We start from the raw sequence: 18263 nt of genomic DNA on the forward strand, positions 1-18263 counted from the left end.
CGGAGCTTCGTGCCGCCGCCGCTCGTTCAGGAGTTCGAGATGCGCACACTTCCGCCCGCCGAGTCCGCGTTCGGCGGCCGAATCGCCGAGACGCAGACCGACGCCCGAGCTGAGCGTCCGAGCCTCACGCTTCCGCCGCAGGGTGCCCCGAACGTCGTCGTCGTCATGCTCGACGACGTCGGCTTCGGTGCGCCCGGGGCGTTCGGCGGCCCCGTTCCGACCCCGGCACTCGACAGGGTTGTGGCCGACGGCGTTCACTACAACCGATTCCACACCACCGCGCTGTGCTCCCCGTCGCGTGCCGCGCTCCTGACGGGGCGCAACCATCACAGCGCCCACATGGGCGCCATCTCCGAGATCGCCTACGGCTTTCCGGGCTACGACGGCATCATTCCGAAGTCGACTGCGACGATCGCCGAGGTGCTTCGCCAGAACGGCTTCGGCACGGCGATGTTCGGCAAGGCGCACATCACCCCCATGTGGGAGACGAGCCCCGCCGGACCATTCGATCGCTGGCCCACCGGCCTCGGATTCGATCGCTTCTATGGGTTCCTGGGCGGGGAGGCGTCGCAGTGGGAGCCGGCGCTCTACGACCAGACGCAACCGGTCGAACCGCACCTGGGCCGCGCCGACTACCACCTCACCGAGGACCTCGCCGATCAGGCGATCGACTGGATGCGCCTCCAGAAGACCTCCGCGCCCGAGCGACCGTTCTTCGTGTACTTCTCACCGGGCGCCACGCACGCCCCGCACCATGTCGCCCCCGAGTGGAGCGACCCGTTCCGCGGTCGCTTCGACGCCGGCTGGGACGCGCTCCGTGAAGAGATCTTCGACCGTCAGCGAGACCTCGGATTGCTGCCGGACGGCACGACGCTCACTCCCCGGCCTGAACAGCTGCCCGCCTGGAGCGAGTATGACGACCGCTACAAGCCCGTCGCCAGCCGGTTGATGGAGGTCTACGCCGGCTTCCTTGCGCACACCGACGCACAGGTCGGTCGACTCATCGACGCGATCGACGAGCTCGGCGAGTGGCAGAACACGCTCTTCATCTACATCACCGGCGACAACGGCGCCTCCGCCGAGGGTGGAGTGCACGGGGTGTGGAGCGCACCGGCGTTCCAGAACGGCTCCCCCGAAGATCCCGAATGGCTGCTCGCCCACATCGACGACTTCGGCACGCCTCGCGCCGAGAACCACTTCAACGCCGGGTGGGCGTGGGCGCTCGATGCTCCCTTCCAGTGGACGAAGCAGGTCGCCTCGCACTTCGGCGGCACGCGCAACGGCCTCGCCGTCTCCTGGCCAGCGGGCATGTGCGGAGGCCGCGGCATGCGCTCGCAGTTCCACCACATCATCGACATCGCCCCGACCATCCTCGACGCCGCTGGCGTCGAGGCGCCCGAACTGGTCGGCGGCGTGGTGCAGAAACCTGTCGAGGGCGTGAGCATGCGGTACTCGTTCGACGCGGCGGATGCCCCGAGCACCCGTCGGACGCAGTACTTCGAGATCCTCGGCAATCGTGCGCTCTACCACGACGGCTGGATCGCCTCCTGCTTCCACGGCCGGGTGCCGTGGATCCGGTCGCAGGCACTGCCCTTCGGCGACGGCGCCGAAACGTGGGAGCTCTACGACATCGCGAACGACTTCAGCCAGTCGAACGACCTGGCCGCGGAGCGTCCCGAGAAGTTGCGCGAACTGCGGGCGATCTTCGACCAGGAGGCGCGCAGATACGGGGTCTACCCGCTGAGCGATGAGACGACCTCGCGTGCCCTGCCGACGAACCGCCCGAGTTTCATCGAGGGCAGAACCCGATTCAGGCTGTACCCGGCGAATGTGCGCATGCCCGAGCTCGCCTCGGTGAACGTGAAGAACACCTCGTTCGACCTCTCAGCGCACCTCGACGTCCCCGTCGGCGGCGCCGAGGGAGTCGTGATCTGTCAGGGGGGTGCGCACGCAGGCTGGTCGCTCTACCTGCGTGACGGTCATCTCGTCTACGTCTACAACCTCTACGGGCGTGTCCTCACCGAGGTCGCGGCCTCGCTCGGCGATCGGGACGGAAGATTGACCGTCGGCGTCGGCTTCGACTACGACGGCGGCGGTCTCGGCAAGGGCGGCGCCGTTCACCTGCGGATCGACGGCGACGACGTCGCCCACGCCCGCGTCGAGCAGACGGTGCCGTTCATCTTCTCGATGAGCGGCGAGACCCTCGATGTCGGCGTCGACACCGGTTCACCGGTCGGGCGGTACCCGCATTCGTTCCCATTCACCGGAACGATCGACCTGGTCGAGATCGAGCTGCGCGGCCCGGGTCTCCCGTCAGTGCACGCCGAAGCGGCCGCCGACGGACGTCTGCGTGCGGCGCAGCGCGCCCAGTAGCGCGGGCTGAGGCCCTCATGACTCTCTGGACCACACTCACCCCGCTCATCTTGGGCAGTGCGATCGTGCCGATTCAGATCGTCATCACGATTCTGCTCATCAAGACGCCGCGCGGGGTGCTCACCTCGGCGGCCTTCGTCGCCGGCATGACCACGGTGAAGCTCACGCAGGGCGCGCTGTTCGGCTTCGTGTTCACCGCGTCGGCAGCAGAAGACGCGAGCGCGACCGACTCCGAGTCGAGTGCGGTCGTGGCGGTGCTGCTGCTCGTCGTCGCCGTGCTCTTCCTCGTCACCGCGTTCAAACAGTTGTTCGCCCGGGTCGACCCCGATGCGCCACCGCCGAAGTGGATGGGCACGATCGCGTCGATGACACCCGACCGCGCCTACCTGCTCGGCCTCGGGCTGATGGTGATCGGAGCAAAGTTCTGGGTGTTCACCCTCGGGGCGGTCGGCGCGATCGCCGATGAACGACTCGGCGCCGCGGCATCCGTCGCCGTGTTCGTGGTGTTCATCGTCGCGAGCGAAATCGTGCACCTCGTCGTGCTCGCGATCGCGGTCGTCGCACCGAAGCGGTCGGCGTCGCTGCTGGATGCCGCGACCGGCTGGCTCCAGCACAACAACCGGGTGATCATGATCCTGATCGGCTTCGTCTTCGGGGCCTGGTTCGCGGTGAAGGCGCTGCAGGGCCTCGGCGTCTTCTAGGCCGGCGCGCGACGGACCGCACCGACGATCGCCGGCCCCCAGCTGCGAACGGTTCGGGCGCTTCGGGTCGGTCCGAAGAGCCAAGCGACGATCGCGACGACCGCGCCGATCGCGATCAGCGCCGAGATGCCGTTCTGCAGGAGGACGAGAAGCTGGGCGAACACGGCTTCCGCAGCGGCGACCGACATCGACTCGGGACTGAGCGCGGCGACGAAGAAGGATCGACCGATCCCGACGCCCGCCGACAGGGCGATCATCGCGAGCGCGATCCCCCCGCCGGCCCAGACGACCGCGTTCATCGGCCGACGCGCGACCAGCGCACCCGTCGTCAACAGCAGGAGCGCGATGAGCGGCAGCCACATTCCAGCCGGCACCGCGATCGTGTAGATCGCCTGCACCACGAGCAGCGCGTCGGCCTGGATCACCACGAGGCTCGCATCAACGGAGGCGGCGCCAGGGAGGACGACGAAGCCCTCGCGAGCGAGCGCACCCTCGAGGGCGTCGACGACCGGTCCGAGCTGAATGACGAGCGCGCCGTCGCCGTCGAGGACGAGGGCCGATTCGGTGCTTCCCTTCATCGCGGCCTCGAATTGCCGATGCGACACACGAAGCGCCTCGCTCCATGCCAGCGAGAACGCCGGCGACTCGACGGCGCGCTGAACGCTCGCCTCGATGAACGCGTTCATTCCCGCGGTCACCGGCCCCTCCAGCGCTCGAAGCGCGAGGCGCGCCGTGCGGGGCAGTTCCTCCTCCTCGAGGCCAGAGAACAGGGCACCGGTCAACGCAGCGACGTCCAGGCGGCTCTCGATCAGCGTCGACACCTGAGCCGCGACCGCGTCCTGCACGGCCGGCACCTCGGCGAGCGGAGCGAATGTCGCGACGAACCGATCGCTGTCGACCAGCTCGATGCGGGCCCACGACGCGACCACGGCGACCGGGGTGATGAGTACGCCAGCGACGATGCACACCGCGGCGACGACCGAACGCCACCTGCCGGACCGCCCGCTCGCGCTTCGCCTCGAATCACGGCCGACTTCTGAATCGCGAGACTGGGGATGTGTCGTGTTCAAGCTGATCCTCCGCCTGAAGCCATACCCGGGCGCGACTACGCGTCGGTCGGATCGAGCACTTCGAGCATCGAGCCCTGCACGAATCCCGCCCATTCGTAGGCCGCCCTGAGGTAGTCGTCGCGGGTCTCTGCATCGACGTCGGTCTCGTCGTCCTCGGCATCGTCGACGCCGACCCGTTCGGCGAGGATGAGCCGCAGGTCGGTGAGGAAGGTGAGCCAGCCCCACGCCTCGGACTGGTCGAGCTCGATCTCGACGAGACCGTTCTCGCTCGTCGCTGCGGTCGCGTCTCGCACCTGCTGAGCCGCCAGCCGCTTGCCGTCGACGAGACTCTCGCGCGTGTAGCGGGCGTACTCGGCGGAGGCCTCGGCGTCGTCGGGGTACGCGCTCGGCAACAGCCGCCCGAGCGCCGGGTCGTCGGGTTCGCCGAGCAGCAGCACCGAGTCGACCTGGTCGGCGAGTTCGGAGAGGAGCATCGCCTCCTCGGTCTCGAGCACCAGGCGCACGCCCTCGCCGCCGCCGCGGCCCGCGACGATCACCCGTCGCCCCTCGCGACCGTCGCCTGCAGCCCGTAGCCGTGCATCGCCTGAACGTGCCGCTCCATCGCCTCGCGGTACCCGGAGGCGACGACCGCCCGGCCCTCGTTGTGGACGAGGAGCATGAGCCGCTGGGCCTCGTCGCGCGGGTACCCGAAGTAGCTGCGGAAGACGTAACTGACGTAGCTCATCAGGTTGATCGGGTCGTCCCACACGATCGCACGCCACGGCACCTCGGCGGCGCCCTGGCCGGCGAGGTCGAGGTCGAGGTCGAGCTCTTCGAGTGTCGCGGTCACCAGTCCAGCCTGACACGAATCCGGTCACGCGGACACCCGGGGTCAGGCCTCGCGCACCGACGCGGTGATCGTGAACTTCGGGTTGCGTGCGATCTGCCGAGTCGGCCCGACCGTGCGTTCGAGCAGCGGACGGTACCGCAGGTGCGAGTTCCAGACGCACCAGAGCTCTCCGCCGGGGGCGAGCACGCGGGCGGCGTCGGCGAACAGGTGCGCGGCGATGCCGGTCGAGATCGCCGCGTCGCTGTGGAACGGCGGGTTCAGCACGATGAACCGCTCGCTGGCGTCGGCGAGGCCTTCGAGCCCGTCGGCACGGGTCACGTGCACCCGCTCGGCGACGCCGTTGGCCTCGGCGGTCAGCCGGGCGGATGCCGCGGCCGCGGCCGAGCGGTCGGTCGCCACGACGCGCATGCCCGGCCGCGTGCGGGCGAGCCGGGTCGCCACGACGCCCGAGCCGCAAGCGAGATCGACGGCGGTCGAGGCATCCGGCATCGCCTCGCCGAGGTGCTGGAGCAGGAACCGGGTGCCGATGTCGATGCCGCTGCCCGCGAAGACGCCGCCGTGCGCGACGACCTCGAGGTCCTCGGCCTCGTGACGTTCGCGCCGCGGCCACGCGGGGGCCGCGGTTCGTGCGGCGGGCGTCGGCTCCGAGGCGGTGAGCACCCGCGACTTCTGCCGGGCGAGACTCACGTCGACGCGGCCGAAATGGCGGCCGAGTACCTCGTTCATCGCGAGGCTCATGTGCTTGAGGCGCCCCCCGGCGACGATGGCGACATCGGATGCCGCGTGGCGCGCGACGAGCCCGGCGACTTCGTCGAGCCGGTCGAGCGAGCGGGGCAGTCGCACGAGCACGAGCCGCGCGCCGGCGACGAGTTCGGGCGCGAAGGGCATCGACACGACCTCGTCGGCGAGCGCCAGCCGCCCGGCGTTCTCGGCGAGGGCGCGTTCGCCGGTCACGAGATCCTGATGCACCCGGATCGGCCGGGCCGCGCTCGCGCCGAACCGTTCGGCCGCGCCGAGCGCGATCGCTCCGTACGCGTCGTCGACGACCACGATCTCGTCGGGCGCCGGCCCGAGTGGCGACGCCGCCGCTCGCTCGTTCGCCTCGTCGAGGAGGAGCCGGTCGGCCGCATCGGAGGCTTCGAGCCCGGGGCCCTCGATGTCGGGGTGCCGCCCGAGGGCGCCGAAGTCGAAGGGCATGCCCCAAGGGTACGCGTCGGGGCGCGCCCGGATTCCTGAGTGCGGTGCCCGGTTCGATTTGCTACTCTCGGCTCCGCATGCGGCGAGATCGGCACGGGGGCGCGATTCGCGGCGGGCGATCCGTCCGCCGCCCGTTCGGCGTACTCGCGGCGATCGCGGTGTTCGGCCTCACTGCGACGGTCGCCGTCGCCCCGCTCACGAACCTCGAGACGATCCGCGCCGCCGCGGCAGACGGACTCGCCCGTGACTCGGTCGCGGCCGCCGCTCAGCGGCTGAGCGTCGAGCCGGGAACCGAATCGGCATCGCTCTCGACGGAGTCGTACGTGGCTTCGACCGGCCCCGAGACCCTCATCGACGGCGGAACCAACCTCGACTGGGCCAAGCTCGTCATCGTCGAGGGCGGGTGGCCGCTCACCGACGAGAACGTGACGTTCATGATGCGCTGGATGCGTCAGGAGAACGGCGCCGACAACTGGTGGAACCGCAACAACCCGCTGAACAACGGGCAGGGCTCGGGCGGCGGATCGGGCCTCGGCAGCTACGTCACCCTTGTGGAGGCGGCGTACTACGCGGCCGAGAATCTGCGGTCGGGCCGCTACCCGGCCGTCGACGCAGCGCTCGCTGAGGGCGACTCCGCCGACGCGACCGCGCAGGCGATCTGGGCCTCGCCGTGGGCGTCGAGCCACTACGGCTACGGCACGCACTGGAGCTCGCGCCCCTACGACGTCATCGAGGCGCCCGCCTCGGCGTGGGGCCGCTGAGGCACCGCGAAGACCCGCCCGAACAGCGACCACGCGAGCCGGCCGAGCCCGCCGGTGACGAGCAGTGCGCACAGCACGAAGATCGTGAGCGGAACCGGTGCACCGCCGAAGAAGACGAGGCCGATGCCGCCCTCGACCGTCGCGGCGAAGACCAGCGTCACGACGAAGTAGACGACGCCGTTGACGAGCAGTTGGACGACGAGTCCGAGGCCGACGGCCGACCAGGTCACCGCGCGGGGCGCGGGATGCCCGAGGCGCCGCAGCGCGGCGACGCTGCCCACGACCCCGCCGACGAACGCGGCGACGCCGATCACCACGGGGGCGATGACGAACCAGGGTTGCGCCGCGACCGCTCCCCCGCCGACGAGCGCGGTGAGGAAGCCGACGATGGCGGCGGCGCCGAGCCCTCCCGTGACGAGGCCGATCGCGGCGAACAGCACGAAGACGACGACGAGCACGAGCGCGGGCATCACGCCGACCACGAAGCCGAGCGTGACCAGCGGCAGCGCCCAGATGCCGATCGGTCCCGCGGATCGTGTGGGAGTCCGGGGGACCGGCGGGATGCCGGTCACCCGCGCTCCAGCGGCCGCCAGACGACGACCGCGTTCTCGCGGCGCACCCGCGTGCCGGCCTTGAGGCTGATCACCTCACCCGCCGAGCCCGCTGCGAAGATGCGCCGGCCCGGGCGGTTCAGCATCTCGTCGGCGAGCGCGCCCTCCAACTCCCGCACACGCGCACGGAGGACGGTGACCTCCTCTTCGAGCCCGAGCACCCGGCGGATGCCCTCGAGGCTCACGCCCTCGCTCGAGAGCTGGGCGATCTCGCGCAGCTGGACGACGTCGTGCATCGAGTATCGCCGCGACTTGCCCGCGGTGCGGGTGGGCGAGACGAGACCGAGGCGGTCGTACTGTCGAAGCGTCTGCGGGTGCATCCCCGCGAGTTCGGCCGCGACGGAGATGACGAAGAGCGGGCTCCTCTCGTGCATCTCGATCGCCTAGCCCTTCGCCCTCGCGAGCAGCTCGTCGCGCGGGTTCTCGTCGGGCAGCGCGGCGGCGAGCGCCTCGACGGCGGCCTCGGCGTCTTTCGAGAGGTGCGAGGGCACCGCGATCTGGACCACGGCGAGCAGGTCGCCCGTGCCCTTCTTCGTCTCGACGCCGCGGCCCTTCACGCGCAGCACGCGGCCGCTCGGCGTGCCGGGGGCGACGCGGAGCTTCACGGGGTCGCCGCCGAGCGTCGGCACCTGGATGGTCGCACCGAGCGCCGCCTCGGCGAAGGTCACCGGCACGGTGACGCGGAGGTTCAGGCCATCGCGCTCGAACACGGGGTGCTTGCGCACGTTGACGGTGAGGATGAGGTCGCCCGCCGCACCGCCGTCGGGCGAGGGGTGCCCCTTGCCGCGCAGGCGGATCTTCTGCCCGTCGGAGACCCCTGCCGGGATGCGCACCGTGATCGGCTTGCCCTCGGCCGTCTGAAGGGTGATCTGATCGCCCTTCGTCGCGGTGATGAAGTCGAGCGTCGTCGTCGCGCTGACGTCGCGCCCGGCGGTGGGCCCGCCGTACCCGCGGTAGCCGCCGGTCGGCTGACCGAACCGGCCGCCCCCGAAGAGCCCGCCGAGCAGGTCGTCGTAGTCGCCGCCCGGCTGGAAGGTGTACGACTGGCTGCGGCCGGGGCCGCCCTGGCCGAACATGCCGCCGAAGACGTCATCGAACCCGCCCGCGCCGCCGGCGCCGCCCGGCGCGGTGAACCGCGCACCCGAGCCCATCGCCCTGATCGCATCGTATTCTTTGCGCTGCTCGGGATCGGAGAGCACGGAGTGCGCCTCGCTGATCTCCTTGAACTTCGCCTCGGCGGCGGCGTCGCCGGCATTGGAGTCGGGGTGGTACTTGCGCGCGAGCTTGCGGTAGACCTTCTTCAGCTCTGCGTCGCTCACGTCTTTGGAGACGCCGAGCACCTGGTAGAAGTCCTTGTCGAACCAGTCCTGGCTGGCCATCGGCACCTCCTCTCTCTGAGTCTGTCTGAATGTGGGACGCCGGTCGAGTGGCGAAGGGTCGCCACTCGACCGGCGTCGCGGTGGTTCGCTAGGCCTGCGGCGTCGAGACGACGACCTTCGCGGCGCGCAGCTGCACCCCGCCCAGCGTGTAGCCGGTCTCGACGACGTCGGCGACCGTGTCGACCTCGACGTCGGCGCTCGGCTGCTGGAAGATCGCCTCGTGGCGCTGCGGGTCGAACGGCTCGCCGACCTCGCCGAAGGCGGCGAGGCCGAGCTTCTCGACTGCGGCGCGGAGCTTCGCGGCGATCGTCGCGAAGGCGCTGTCGCCCTCGAGGTCGCCGTGCTTCTCTGCCCGGTCGAGGTCGTCGAGCACCGGCAGCAGCACGGACACGGCCGCGCCGACCGCTCGCTCGCGCTCGATCTCGCGGTTCGCCTCGGTGCGCTTGCGGTAATTCGCGTACTCGGCGGTGACCCGCTTGAGGTCGGCGAGGTGCTCGTCGCTCGGCTCCTGGACCTCGGCGTTCGCCGCGTTCAGGATGTCGTCGACCGTGAGCTCCGTCTCGTCCTCGATGAGGTCGGATGCCTCGGGGGCGCCCTCTTCGGGCGCCCCGTCGGCCTGCCCAGAGCCCGTCGAAGGGTCGCGCACCACCGGCTCGTCCTGGTTCTGGTTCTCGTCGGTCATGACGACTTCTTCTCCTCGTCGTCGTCGACGACCTCGGCGTCCACGACGTCCTCATCTGAGGACTCGTCGGAGGCCTGGCCGGTCGCCGAGGCATCCTCGCCGGCGGCGGAGGCATCCGCCTGCGACTGGGCGTAGATCGCCTCGCCGAGCTTGGTCTGCGACTGCGACAGCTTCTCGAACGCGGTCTTGACCGCGTCGTCGTCGTCGCCCGCGAGGGCCGACTTCAGCGCGTCGACATCGCCCTGCACCTCGGACTTGACGTCGGCCGGGAGCTTGTCGTCGTTGTCCTTGATGAGCTTCTCGACCGAGTAGGCGAGCTGCTCGGCGGAGTTGCGGGTCTCGGCGGACTCGCGGCGTGCCTTGTCTTCGGCGGCGTGCTCCTCGGCCTCGCGCACCATGCGGTCGATGTCGTCCTTCGGGAGGCTCGAGCCGCCCGAGATCGTCATCGACTGCTCCTTGCCGGTGCCCTTGTCCTTCGCGGACACGTGCACGATGCCGTTGGCGTCGATGTCGAAGGTGACCTCGATCTGGGGGATGCCACGGGGCGCGGGGGCGATGCCGGTCAGCTCGAACGTGCCGAGTGCCTTGTTGTCGCGGGTGAAGTCGCGCTCGCCCTGGAAGACCTGGATGGCGACCGACGGCTGGTTGTCGTCGGCGGTCGTGAAGGTCTCGCTGCGCTTGGTCGGGATGGCCGTGTTGCGCTCGATGAGCTTGGTCATGATGCCGCCCTTGGTCTCGATGCCGAGGCTGAGGGGGGTGACGTCGATGAGCAGGACGTCTTTGCGCTCGCCCTTGAGGACGCCCGCCTGGAGGGCGGCGCCGACGGCGACGACCTCATCGGGGTTGACGCCCTTGTTGGGCTCCTGGCCGGTCTCCTTCTTGACGAGGTCGGAGACGGCCGGCATGCGGGTCGAGCCGCCGACGAGCACGACGTGCGCGACGTCGGAGAGCTTGATGCCCGCCTCGCGGATGACATCTTCGAAGGGCTTCTTCGTGCGGTCGAGCAGGTCGCTCGTCATGTTCTCGAACTCGGCGCGCGTGAGCGTCTCGTCGAGGTTCGCCGGGCCGTTCTCGGTGAGCGAGAGGTAGGGCAGCTGGATGGAGGTCTTCAGGTTCGAGGACAACTCCTTCTTGGCCTGCTCCGCCGCCTCCTTCAGGCGCTGCTTCGCGATCTTGTCGTTCGCGACGTCGACGCCGGTCGAGTCCTTGAACTTCTTGACCAGCCAGTCGACGATGCGCTGGTCCCAGTCGTCGCCGCCGAGGCGGTTGTCGCCCGAGGTCGCGCGGACCTGGATGGTCGAGAAGTCGTCGTCTTTGCCGACCTCGAGCAGCGAGACGTCGAAGGTGCCGCCACCGAGGTCGAAGACGAGGATGAGCTCGTCCTCCTTGCCCTTGTCGAGGCCGTACGCGAGCGCGGCCGCGGTGGGCTCGTTGATGATGCGGAGGACATTGAGGCCCGCGATCTCGCCGGCCTCCTTCGTGGCCTGGCGCTCGGCGTCGTTGAAGTACGCGGGCACGGTGATGACGGCGTCGGTGACGGTGTCGCCGAGGTACTGCTCGGCGTCGCGCTTGAGCTTCTGCAGGATGCGGGCCGAGATCTCCTGCGGCGTGTACTTCTTGCCGTCGATCTCGTCGGTCTTCCAGTCGGTGCCCATGTGGCGCTTGACCGAGGCGATGGTGCGGTCGACGTTGGTGACGGCCTGGCGCTTCGCGGTCTCGCCGACGAGCACCTCGCCGTCCTTGGTGAATGCGACCACCGACGGGGTGGTGCGGAAGCCCTCGGCGTTCGCGATGACGACGGGCTCGCCGCCCTCGAGGACCGAGACGACCGAGTTGGTGGTTCCGAGGTCGATTCCTACTGCACGTGACATGTGTTTCTCTCCTTCTCCCGATCGCCGGCCGAGTGGCGCACGGCGGAGCCGCACGCGTATCGGAACCGCGATTCGGATACCGGTTCGGCCTTCCTGGCCCGCAACCGAAGTCAGATGCGTCAAGACTTGAGCCTTGACGACTCAAGCTTCTCAGCGTCGAATGAACGTGTCAAGTCGAGCCCGTGAAACTTGAGTGTACTTGACTCAACTCACAGACGCCGCCCAGTATTCCACTAACCTGCCGGTGTGGACGCACGCGACCAGGACGAACGGCTCGTCGCCGCCGAACTCGCCCGATACGACCGCGAGCTGCGACGCTACCGTCGGCTGCGCAGTCGCATCGAGGCCGACTTCGCCCGCCGCCTCGACGCGGCCGGCTTCCGATACTTCCAGGTCACCGCGCGGGTGAAGTCGCGCGAGTCCTTCGAGCGCAAGGTGCGCCGCGCGCCCGACCGGGAGGTGCGCGACATCCTCGGCGTCCGCGTCATCGCGCACTTCGAGGGCGACCTCGCCGCGATGGAGCAGGTCGTGCGCGAGGCGCTCATCGTCGACGACGACTCGTGGGTCGACAAATCCGAACTGCTCCCGATCGATGCGTTCGGCTACCGCTCTGTGCAGTTCGTCGGTCAGATCCCCGCCTCCGACTCGGGCGGAGGCGCCGCCGATGCGACCGGCGCAGACGCGACCGGCGGCTCCCCCGAGATCGAGGCGCCGCTGGTCGAGGTGCAGCTGCGCACCGCCCTGTCCGACACCTGGTCGGAGCTCGAGCACGACTTCCGATACAAGTCCGCGCGCCAGCTCCCCCGCGAGGTCGACCGGCTCTTCGCCCTGTCGGCGGCGCTCCTCGAGCAGGCCGACGAGAACCTCGATCAGATCCGCCGCCAGGTGGAGGAGGCGCGCACCGCCGGCCCCGCCGCTCGCGGAGACGTCGGCGGGGAGCGCGGGTACATCGGCCGATTCATCCAGTACGACGGCGACTCCCGCACCCTCGACCAGATCGTGACCGCGGCACTCGACGTGCCGTTCGGCACCGTGACCGGTGCGGGCCGCGAGCTGCGCAGCGTCGTCCGCGCGGCCGGCTGGCTCAGGTACGAGGCGCTCGTCGACGGGTTCGGCGAGTTCTCGGAGCTCGGTCGCCGACTCGCGATCGCCTGCGCGAGCACCGACAACGACCTCCTCCTGGCCGACGCGGAGCCACAGCGCCCGGCACGTGCCTTCCGCGGCATCGGAACGTACTGGACCGCGCTGGCCGCGGCACTGATCGGAGGTGAGCCGATCCGCGAGAGCCGCGTGCCCGACGGGCGGCTCGCCGAGTACCGGGTCGTCGCGACCTACCTGTACGAGAATCCGGATGCCTCGGCCCTCGGTGTGCGCAGGCGCTACGGCGCGATCGCGGCGCCCGTCGGCACGCTCGACGACGAGGGGTTCCGGCCGATCGACCTCGGCTGAGTCGAGCCGCTTCCCGGCGTCCGGCGAAGCGGGGAGAATCGAGGCATGGACGAGACCGAAGAGGGTTGCCGGGCGGGCCGCTCAGGGATGCCCCCGAGGCACCGCGCCCCGGGCGCCAGTAGGGTGCCGGGATGACCCTACGAATCCTGCCGCGGGCGCTCACCGCCTCGACCGGCCTCGCGCTGCTGCTGCTGAGCGGATGCGCCGCCACCTCGACCGAACCGAACACGAACGAGTCCTCGCCGAGCGCGGAGGCCGAACCCTCCACCGAGGCCACCCCGGCAGCCGAGGGCGACGGTGCCGAGCCGAGCTGCGACACCGTCTTCACCGAGGCCGAGAACGCCGAGCTCGCCGCCGACGGCCTGACGCTCAACACCGAATCCAAGTTCCCGCTCGGCCAGGTCATGGTCGATCTCACCGCCGACGGCGCCCTCGACTGCCAGTGGTCGAAGGATCAGAGCGACGTCGCCGTCTGGTTCGCGCGCCTCGCCGAGGACGACGCCGCGTGGGCCGCGCGCAGCGCCGAGATCGGCGCAGCCGGCTGGACGGTCTCGGACGACCCGATCACCGGAACGATGCTCGCACCGGCCGACTACGACGCGAACTACCAGCCGTCGATCGTCCACGTCGACGGCGTCACGTACTTCGTCAGCTACGCCGAGCTGCTCGGCTCGGTCGCCGAGCTGCAGTAGCGCCGGGCGGCCGGCGGGCTCCGATGCACAGCCGCGCAGCACGGGCCCGTCGTCGTCAGGGCAGACGGCGCGATCGTCTACGTCGGGGGCGCCCGTCTTCGCGGGCTGGATCGCCTCGACCGGCGAAAGCGAGTGAGCCGGGCCGGTGAGCCGGGGCGGCACGCAGGCCGATCGGGTAGATTCGCAGGATGCCGCGCCGTGCCCCGTCGACCGTCGTCCTGCTGCTCGTCGCCGGCGCGATCGCCTTCGGCCTGAGCGGGTGCACCGACGCCGGCGCACCGAACGACGTCGATGCCTCACGGCTCGCGGCGCTCGAGTCGGAGGAGCCGTTCGACGCGGCAGCCTACGAAGGTCGATGGATGTCGCGGCCGGCGCGCCCCGCCCCCGCGTCGGTCAACGCCCTCGCCTCGCGGGCGCAGATCGACACGGATCTCTCGATCTCCGGCGACGCCGAGCCCGCCGACCCGTGGGCGCTGACGTTCCCGATCGCCCGCGACCTGGCCGGCGAGCTCGAGGCGAACGGATGGCAGGCGGTCGCCGTCTCGTGCGTCGCCCCAGCCGACCCGGAGACGTTCGGTTCGTTCGGCACGGTCGAGATCGCCGCGACCAAGCCCATCGAGGACTTCGTCGCCCTCACCGTCGTGCGCGTCGGCACCGGCAGCCACGGCGACGGCGTCACGGCGGAGTCGGTCGCTCCCTTCCACACCGAGTCCGCCGACCCGTGGGGCACTGCGCCCGTGACCGAGCCGACCTGCCTCGACTCGACCGCGCCTCCGACGGCGACGACCACCGCCGGCACGATGCCCGAGATCGACGACCTGCGCCGCGGCGGCTGAGCTCAGTCGGCGGGGACCGCCGCGCCGTAGATCGACGACCAGCCGCCGAACGCCCCGAGCGACTCGTCGCCGTCGACGGCATCGTCGATCGCCACCGACCTGACCTCGCCGTTCCACGGCTCGTAGAACTGGAGTTCGTCGCCCTCGTGTCCGACGAGCAGCACGTAGTGGCGGGGAACGCCTGAGTCGTCGCCGACGAGGAACGGGACGGGTGTGCCGGAGTCGACCGCGGAGATCGCCCGGTCGACGAGGTCCTGCGCGTCGCCGTTCGGCCCGAGCATGCTGTACGACATGTCGACGTCGTCCCCGGTGATGCGGGCGACCTCGTCGCCGTACCCCCAGGGTGCCGATCCGACGACCGACCCCGGCCAGAAGCTGAACTGGTTCGTCTGCCTGCGGATCTCCTCCTGGAGGTACTTGAGGCGTTCGGTCGTCGTCAGCCCGGCCTCGGGCATGCGGTCGATGAGCGTCACGTCGGAGAGGTACTCCGGGATGTGACCGTCGACGAGCGCGCCCTCCGCCAGGAACAGCGCGAGGAACGGGTCGCGCTGCGCGGCGAGCATCAGGAGAGACGAGGACCCGCACGTGGTGTCGGTCTTCTGCGTGATGACCGTGCCGTCGGGCATCGTCAGCTCGGTCCAGTCACGCGCGTCGGCGGCCGACACGTCGGTCATGCCGAGACCCGCGATCGCCTTCACCTGCTGCGGCGACATGGTCCGCAGCCTGCGGGCGAGCGCGAGGGTGAGTGCGAGGCCCGCGCCGCTCGCGAGGGCGCTCATGATGATCTGGCGCTCTTCGGGCGACTTCGACCCGTCGAGCGCGTCGTCGAGTCGCCTGCGGTCGGCCGGGCTCAACCGATCGCGCTCGGCGACGTAGGCCGCCCACTCGGCATCGGAGAGGACTGCACGGTCGGGATCGCCGACGCCTCGGGCGAGCGCGAGCGCCGCGTCGACGAGGCTCGTACTGCTCGTCGCCGGCAGGCCCGTCATCCGCGCATAGCCTGCGGCGTCCGAGAATGCGTAGCCGAGTCGCTGCTCGGCCTCGACGACCGCTTCGAGGGCCGAGCCGCTCCCGGCCAGCGCAGACTGGGCATCGACGTACACGTCACGGATGGCCGATATCGCGGCCCGGCATTCGGCGTCGCTCCACTCGGCGGCGAAGTCGACGGGCGCGTCGACCGCGAACGCGTCGTCGCGGGCCGATCGCACCTCCGCCGACCGCCGGTCGAAGCGACCCTGCCCGTCGTCGAGGGCGCTCGCATAGTCGTCGAGGGCGGCGGCGATGAACGCCGCACCGCGCTGCTCGAGCACGACGAGGTCGCGGAACGCGCGTACCTGCTCGGCCGCGGCCCGGCCGGCATCGGCGTCGAGCGCCTGCTCGACCTCGGTCGCGCGAGCATCGAGGCTCCTCGCACGCGCGTCGAGGGCGGCGGCGATCCGTTCGTACGCGTCGGCGCTCTGCTGCACGCTCGACGGTGACCCGCCGGGCCGTTGCAGGTGTTCACCCGTCCACATGCCCGCCATCGTCTGCAGCGACGTCGCGGCGCTGCGCACGCCCGCCTCGGTCGGGTGCGTCGGCAGCCAGTCCGAGGCGTTCTCGGCCATCCGTGCGAGCCGACGGCACTCCTCGGCTCTCTCCTGCAGGTTCACGTGTCGCCCTCCGCTCGCGTCGAGATACTCAGCCTCCGGAGCGTGTCGGCGACGCGCTCGAGCGCGTCCGCGGCGGCCTCCGACCCGGCGAGCCCGGCCAGTTCCGCGAACACCGTCCGCACGGCCTCCCGCCCGGCGTCGGGCCCGTCGACCACGGCGCCGCCCAGTCCGGCGACCGTGTCGAGCCCGGCGAGCCGCACGACGACGCCGAGGCGGCGCACCGTGGACCAGTCGACGCCGGCGCCGCCCAGGGTGACCGCCCAGCGCGCCACGTCGACGGGCGCGGCGCGACCGACCGCCGTCTTGCGATCAGGAGAGGCCTCGAGCCCGGGCTGTGCGGCCACGGTCACACCGCCTCGGCGCGACGACCGCCACCGCGCCGCTCACCCGGCGCCACGAGACCCTGGTCGAGGGCCGCGAATGCGGCGAGGTCGTCGTCGACCTTCTGGGCGAGCTGCCGGAGGCCCTCCCCCGCGACGCGGAACTCCTCCGCCCAGTGCGCCGCCGCGGCCGCGCCGGCCTCCTTCACGGCGGCGCCGAGCCCGTGGATGCCCGTCTCGGCGGCGTGCGCCGTCCGCCGCCTCATCGATCTCGACCGCATCGGCCATCGCGCCCTCCCCAGCTCGCAGCATCGTCGCCTCGACCCTCCCACGAGCTGCACGACATCGGAAATGGGCACCCCTCCCCATGCGGCGCGAGCTCGGACGTCACACGCGCGGCCGGAGACATCCGGCCTGATTGAATCGAGGGATGCACCGACTCGCCGTGACCGCCCGATGAACCCGCTCGAGTTCGCCGCCCTCGTGCTCGGCGGCATCGTCGCGGGCGGCATCAACTCGGTGGTCGGGTCGGGATCGCTCGTGACCTTCCCGATCCTGCTGGCGTTCGGCTACCCGCCGGTGCTCGCGAACGTCACGAACAACGTGGGCGTGCTGCCCGCCTCGCTCGTCGCCACGTTCGCTGGGCGTTCCGAGTTCCGCGGCGAATGGCGTCGCCTCGGCGTCTTCCTCTGCTTCTCGGCCGCGGGCGGCGCGACCGGCGCACTGCTGCTGCTGCGACTGCCGAGCGAGGCCTTCGACATGATCGTGCCTGCGCTGATCGTGCTGGCGCTGCTGCTCGTGATCTTCGGGCCGCAGATCAAGCGCTGGACGACCCGGCTGCACGGCCAGGCCGAGCACCACGACCACCCGGGCGCCACGATGGCGGTCGCCGGGCTCACCGCGGTCTACGGCGGCTATTTCGGGGCGGCGCAGGGCGTTCTGCTGCTGGCCCTCCTCTCGATCACGATGGCGGGGTCGCTCGTCCGGGCGAACGCCTACAAGAACGCCATGGCCGCGACCGCGAACCTCGTCGCGGCGATCGTGTTCGTCGCCGTCACCGAGGTGGCGTGGCTCGCGGCGCTCGCGATCGCGGTCGGCGCCTTCATCGGCGGAGCGCTCGGCGGTCGTTTCGGCCGGTACATCCCGCAGACGGCGTACCGCGTCGTGATCGTCACGATCGGACTCGCGGCGCTCGTCTACTTCATGGTGCGGTAGACGCGGTCGGCCGCGCGAACTCGCGCCGCACCTGTGCACGCCACCGAAGTGGCCATCGGTATCGTGGCGTGCATCGTGTCCCCGCAGGCGTGAGAGCCGGAGCTCCCGAACCGCGCCTTCCGCCCCGCGTGGGTGCCCATGAATCGGCGGAGCTGCGCGTCGAGCGGGCGCCCGCGCTGGAACGGCTGCCGCTGGAAGGTGCGGAACCGGGCGAGTTCGCCCTGGTCGGCCAGCAGCTCCTCGACGCGCGCGGAGCCGAGCGCGCGGATCGGTTCGCCCTCGAGGTCGGGCTCGCACGAGTAGAACCCCAGCTCGCCGAGCGGGGCGTCGGTGCTTCCGAGCCCGGCGCCGTCGACGGCGCGGCGCACATACGCGGTCTCGGCCGCATCGAAGAGCCCGAGCACGCGGCGCGGGCGGCCGTGCGCCGCGGCCTCCGCCTCGGCCGCGAGCGCGGCGAGGTGGTGGTGCAGGTTGGTCACGCCGTGCATCGGGACGACGGCGACCTCGGCCGCCGCGAGGTCGGCGCCGAGGCGCACGGCGAGCGCCTCGAGGGCGAGGCGGTCGCTCTCGCCCTCGACGAGCACGACGGTGGATGCCTCGGCGATGACCAGGTCCCGCATGGTGCGAC

Annotated in this window: 20 protein-coding genes; 7 read left to right on the plus strand and 13 right to left on the minus strand. The window is 70.9% G+C overall.

Annotation, left to right across the window (positions count from 1 at the left end; genetic code table 11):
* Positions 1–39: 39 nt before the first annotated feature.
* Positions 40–2373: an arylsulfatase gene (locus H516_RS0106845; RefSeq protein WP_026378523.1), complete on the plus strand. Its 2334-nt coding sequence runs from the start codon at positions 40–42 to the stop codon at positions 2371–2373.
* A gap of 17 nt (positions 2374–2390) precedes the next feature.
* Complete coding sequence (locus tag H516_RS0106850; protein ID WP_022888982.1) at positions 2391–3074, plus strand: GAP family protein; 684 nt, start codon at positions 2391–2393, stop codon at positions 3072–3074.
* Here the strand turns inward: H516_RS0106850 and H516_RS18850 are convergent.
* The 4 genes from H516_RS18850 to H516_RS0106870 all read right to left on the minus strand — a co-directional run bounded on the left by H516_RS18850 (position 3071) and on the right by H516_RS0106870 (position 6170).
* Entirely contained in the window at positions 3071–4042 is a 972-nt protein-coding gene (locus tag H516_RS18850; protein ID WP_051138713.1) for a hypothetical protein, read from the minus strand. The two genes, H516_RS0106850 and H516_RS18850, sit on opposite strands and share 4 nt — an antisense overlap.
* Positions 4043–4179: 137 nt before the next feature.
* Positions 4180–4680 carry a DUF2017 family protein gene (locus tag H516_RS0106860; RefSeq protein WP_022888984.1) on the minus strand — a complete coding sequence of 167 codons (501 nt, stop codon included), beginning with the start codon at positions 4678–4680 and terminating at the stop codon, positions 4180–4182.
* The gene (gene clpS / locus H516_RS0106865) at positions 4677–4973 is read right to left on the minus strand and encodes an ATP-dependent Clp protease adapter ClpS (RefSeq protein ID WP_022888985.1); all 297 of its coding nucleotides are present in this window, start codon (positions 4971–4973) and stop codon (positions 4677–4679) included. Before clpS ends, H516_RS0106860 begins: the two co-directional genes overlap by 4 nt.
* Before the next feature lie 42 nt (positions 4974–5015).
* Positions 5016–6170 (minus strand): class I SAM-dependent methyltransferase, encoded by a 1155-nt coding sequence (locus H516_RS0106870; protein WP_022888986.1) that lies wholly within the window; start codon positions 6168–6170, stop codon positions 5016–5018.
* A 77-nt stretch (positions 6171–6247) separates the two neighbouring features.
* On the opposite strand from H516_RS0106870, the gene H516_RS18855 reads away from it, so the two are divergent.
* Positions 6248–6931: a hypothetical protein gene (locus tag H516_RS18855; RefSeq protein WP_022888987.1), complete on the plus strand. Its 684-nt coding sequence runs from the start codon at positions 6248–6250 to the stop codon at positions 6929–6931.
* On the opposite strand, the gene H516_RS0106880 is transcribed toward H516_RS18855, so the two are convergent.
* The 5 genes from H516_RS0106880 to dnaK form a co-directional block, all read right to left on the minus strand.
* Positions 6889–7503 carry a hypothetical protein gene (locus tag H516_RS0106880; protein WP_022888988.1) on the minus strand — a complete coding sequence of 205 codons (615 nt, stop codon included), beginning with the start codon at positions 7501–7503 and terminating at the stop codon, positions 6889–6891. The two genes, H516_RS18855 and H516_RS0106880, sit on opposite strands and share 43 nt — an antisense overlap.
* Positions 7500–7916, minus strand: coding sequence for a heat shock protein transcriptional repressor HspR (locus H516_RS0106885; RefSeq protein ID WP_022888989.1), 417 nt, complete (start codon positions 7914–7916; stop codon positions 7500–7502). Before H516_RS0106885 ends, H516_RS0106880 begins: the two co-directional genes overlap by 4 nt.
* A gap of 9 nt (positions 7917–7925) precedes the next feature.
* Complete coding sequence (locus tag H516_RS0106890) at positions 7926–8921, minus strand: DnaJ C-terminal domain-containing protein (protein ID WP_022888990.1); 996 nt, start codon at positions 8919–8921, stop codon at positions 7926–7928.
* Between the two features lie 88 nt (positions 8922–9009).
* Positions 9010–9603 carry a nucleotide exchange factor GrpE gene (locus tag H516_RS0106895; RefSeq protein WP_022888991.1) on the minus strand — a complete coding sequence of 198 codons (594 nt, stop codon included), beginning with the start codon at positions 9601–9603 and terminating at the stop codon, positions 9010–9012.
* Entirely contained in the window at positions 9600–11474 is a 1875-nt protein-coding gene (dnaK, locus tag H516_RS0106900; protein WP_022888992.1) for a molecular chaperone DnaK, read from the minus strand. Before dnaK ends, H516_RS0106895 begins: the two co-directional genes overlap by 4 nt.
* Positions 11475–11720: 246 nt before the next feature.
* Here dnaK and H516_RS0106905 point away from each other — a divergent pair, with 246 nt between their 5' ends.
* The 3 genes from H516_RS0106905 to H516_RS0106915 all read left to right on the plus strand — a co-directional run bounded on the left by H516_RS0106905 (position 11721) and on the right by H516_RS0106915 (position 14451).
* Positions 11721–12923 (plus strand): GTP pyrophosphokinase, encoded by a 1203-nt coding sequence (locus H516_RS0106905; RefSeq protein ID WP_022888993.1) that lies wholly within the window; start codon positions 11721–11723, stop codon positions 12921–12923.
* A gap of 131 nt (positions 12924–13054) precedes the next feature.
* Positions 13055–13615 carry a hypothetical protein gene (locus H516_RS0106910; RefSeq protein WP_022888994.1) on the plus strand — a complete coding sequence of 187 codons (561 nt, stop codon included), beginning with the start codon at positions 13055–13057 and terminating at the stop codon, positions 13613–13615.
* Positions 13616–13803: 188 nt separating this feature from the next.
* On the plus strand, positions 13804–14451 hold the full coding sequence (locus H516_RS0106915; RefSeq protein ID WP_022888995.1) for a hypothetical protein: 648 nt from the start codon (positions 13804–13806) through the stop codon (positions 14449–14451).
* A gap of 2 nt (positions 14452–14453) precedes the next feature.
* On the opposite strand, the gene H516_RS0106920 is transcribed toward H516_RS0106915, so the two are convergent.
* The 3 genes from H516_RS0106920 to H516_RS0106930 are packed head-to-tail and all read right to left on the minus strand — an operon-like array spanning position 14454 to position 16686.
* Positions 14454–16055 carry a hypothetical protein gene (locus H516_RS0106920; protein ID WP_022888996.1) on the minus strand — a complete coding sequence of 534 codons (1602 nt, stop codon included), beginning with the start codon at positions 16053–16055 and terminating at the stop codon, positions 14454–14456.
* Positions 16056–16096: 41 nt separating this feature from the next.
* A complete protein-coding gene (locus H516_RS0106925) occupies positions 16097–16444 on the minus strand; it encodes a hypothetical protein (RefSeq protein WP_033196827.1) in 348 nt (115 codons plus the stop codon).
* Positions 16445–16446: 2 nt separating this feature from the next.
* Entirely contained in the window at positions 16447–16686 is a 240-nt protein-coding gene (locus H516_RS0106930; protein WP_157432170.1) for a hypothetical protein, read from the minus strand.
* A gap of 190 nt (positions 16687–16876) precedes the next feature.
* Here H516_RS0106930 and H516_RS0106935 point away from each other — a divergent pair, with 190 nt between their 5' ends.
* Complete coding sequence (locus H516_RS0106935) at positions 16877–17635, plus strand: sulfite exporter TauE/SafE family protein (RefSeq protein ID WP_022888999.1); 759 nt, start codon at positions 16877–16879, stop codon at positions 17633–17635.
* Here the strand turns inward: H516_RS0106935 and H516_RS18860 are convergent.
* Positions 17617–18255 carry a TOPRIM nucleotidyl transferase/hydrolase domain-containing protein gene (locus H516_RS18860; protein ID WP_022889000.1) on the minus strand — a complete coding sequence of 213 codons (639 nt, stop codon included), beginning with the start codon at positions 18253–18255 and terminating at the stop codon, positions 17617–17619. The two genes, H516_RS0106935 and H516_RS18860, sit on opposite strands and share 19 nt — an antisense overlap.
* Positions 18256–18263: the final 8 nt, after the last annotated feature.

Source organism: Agromyces italicus DSM 16388, from assembly GCF_000421545.1.
Taxonomy (GTDB): Bacteria; Actinomycetota; Actinomycetes; order Actinomycetales; family Microbacteriaceae; genus Agromyces; species Agromyces italicus.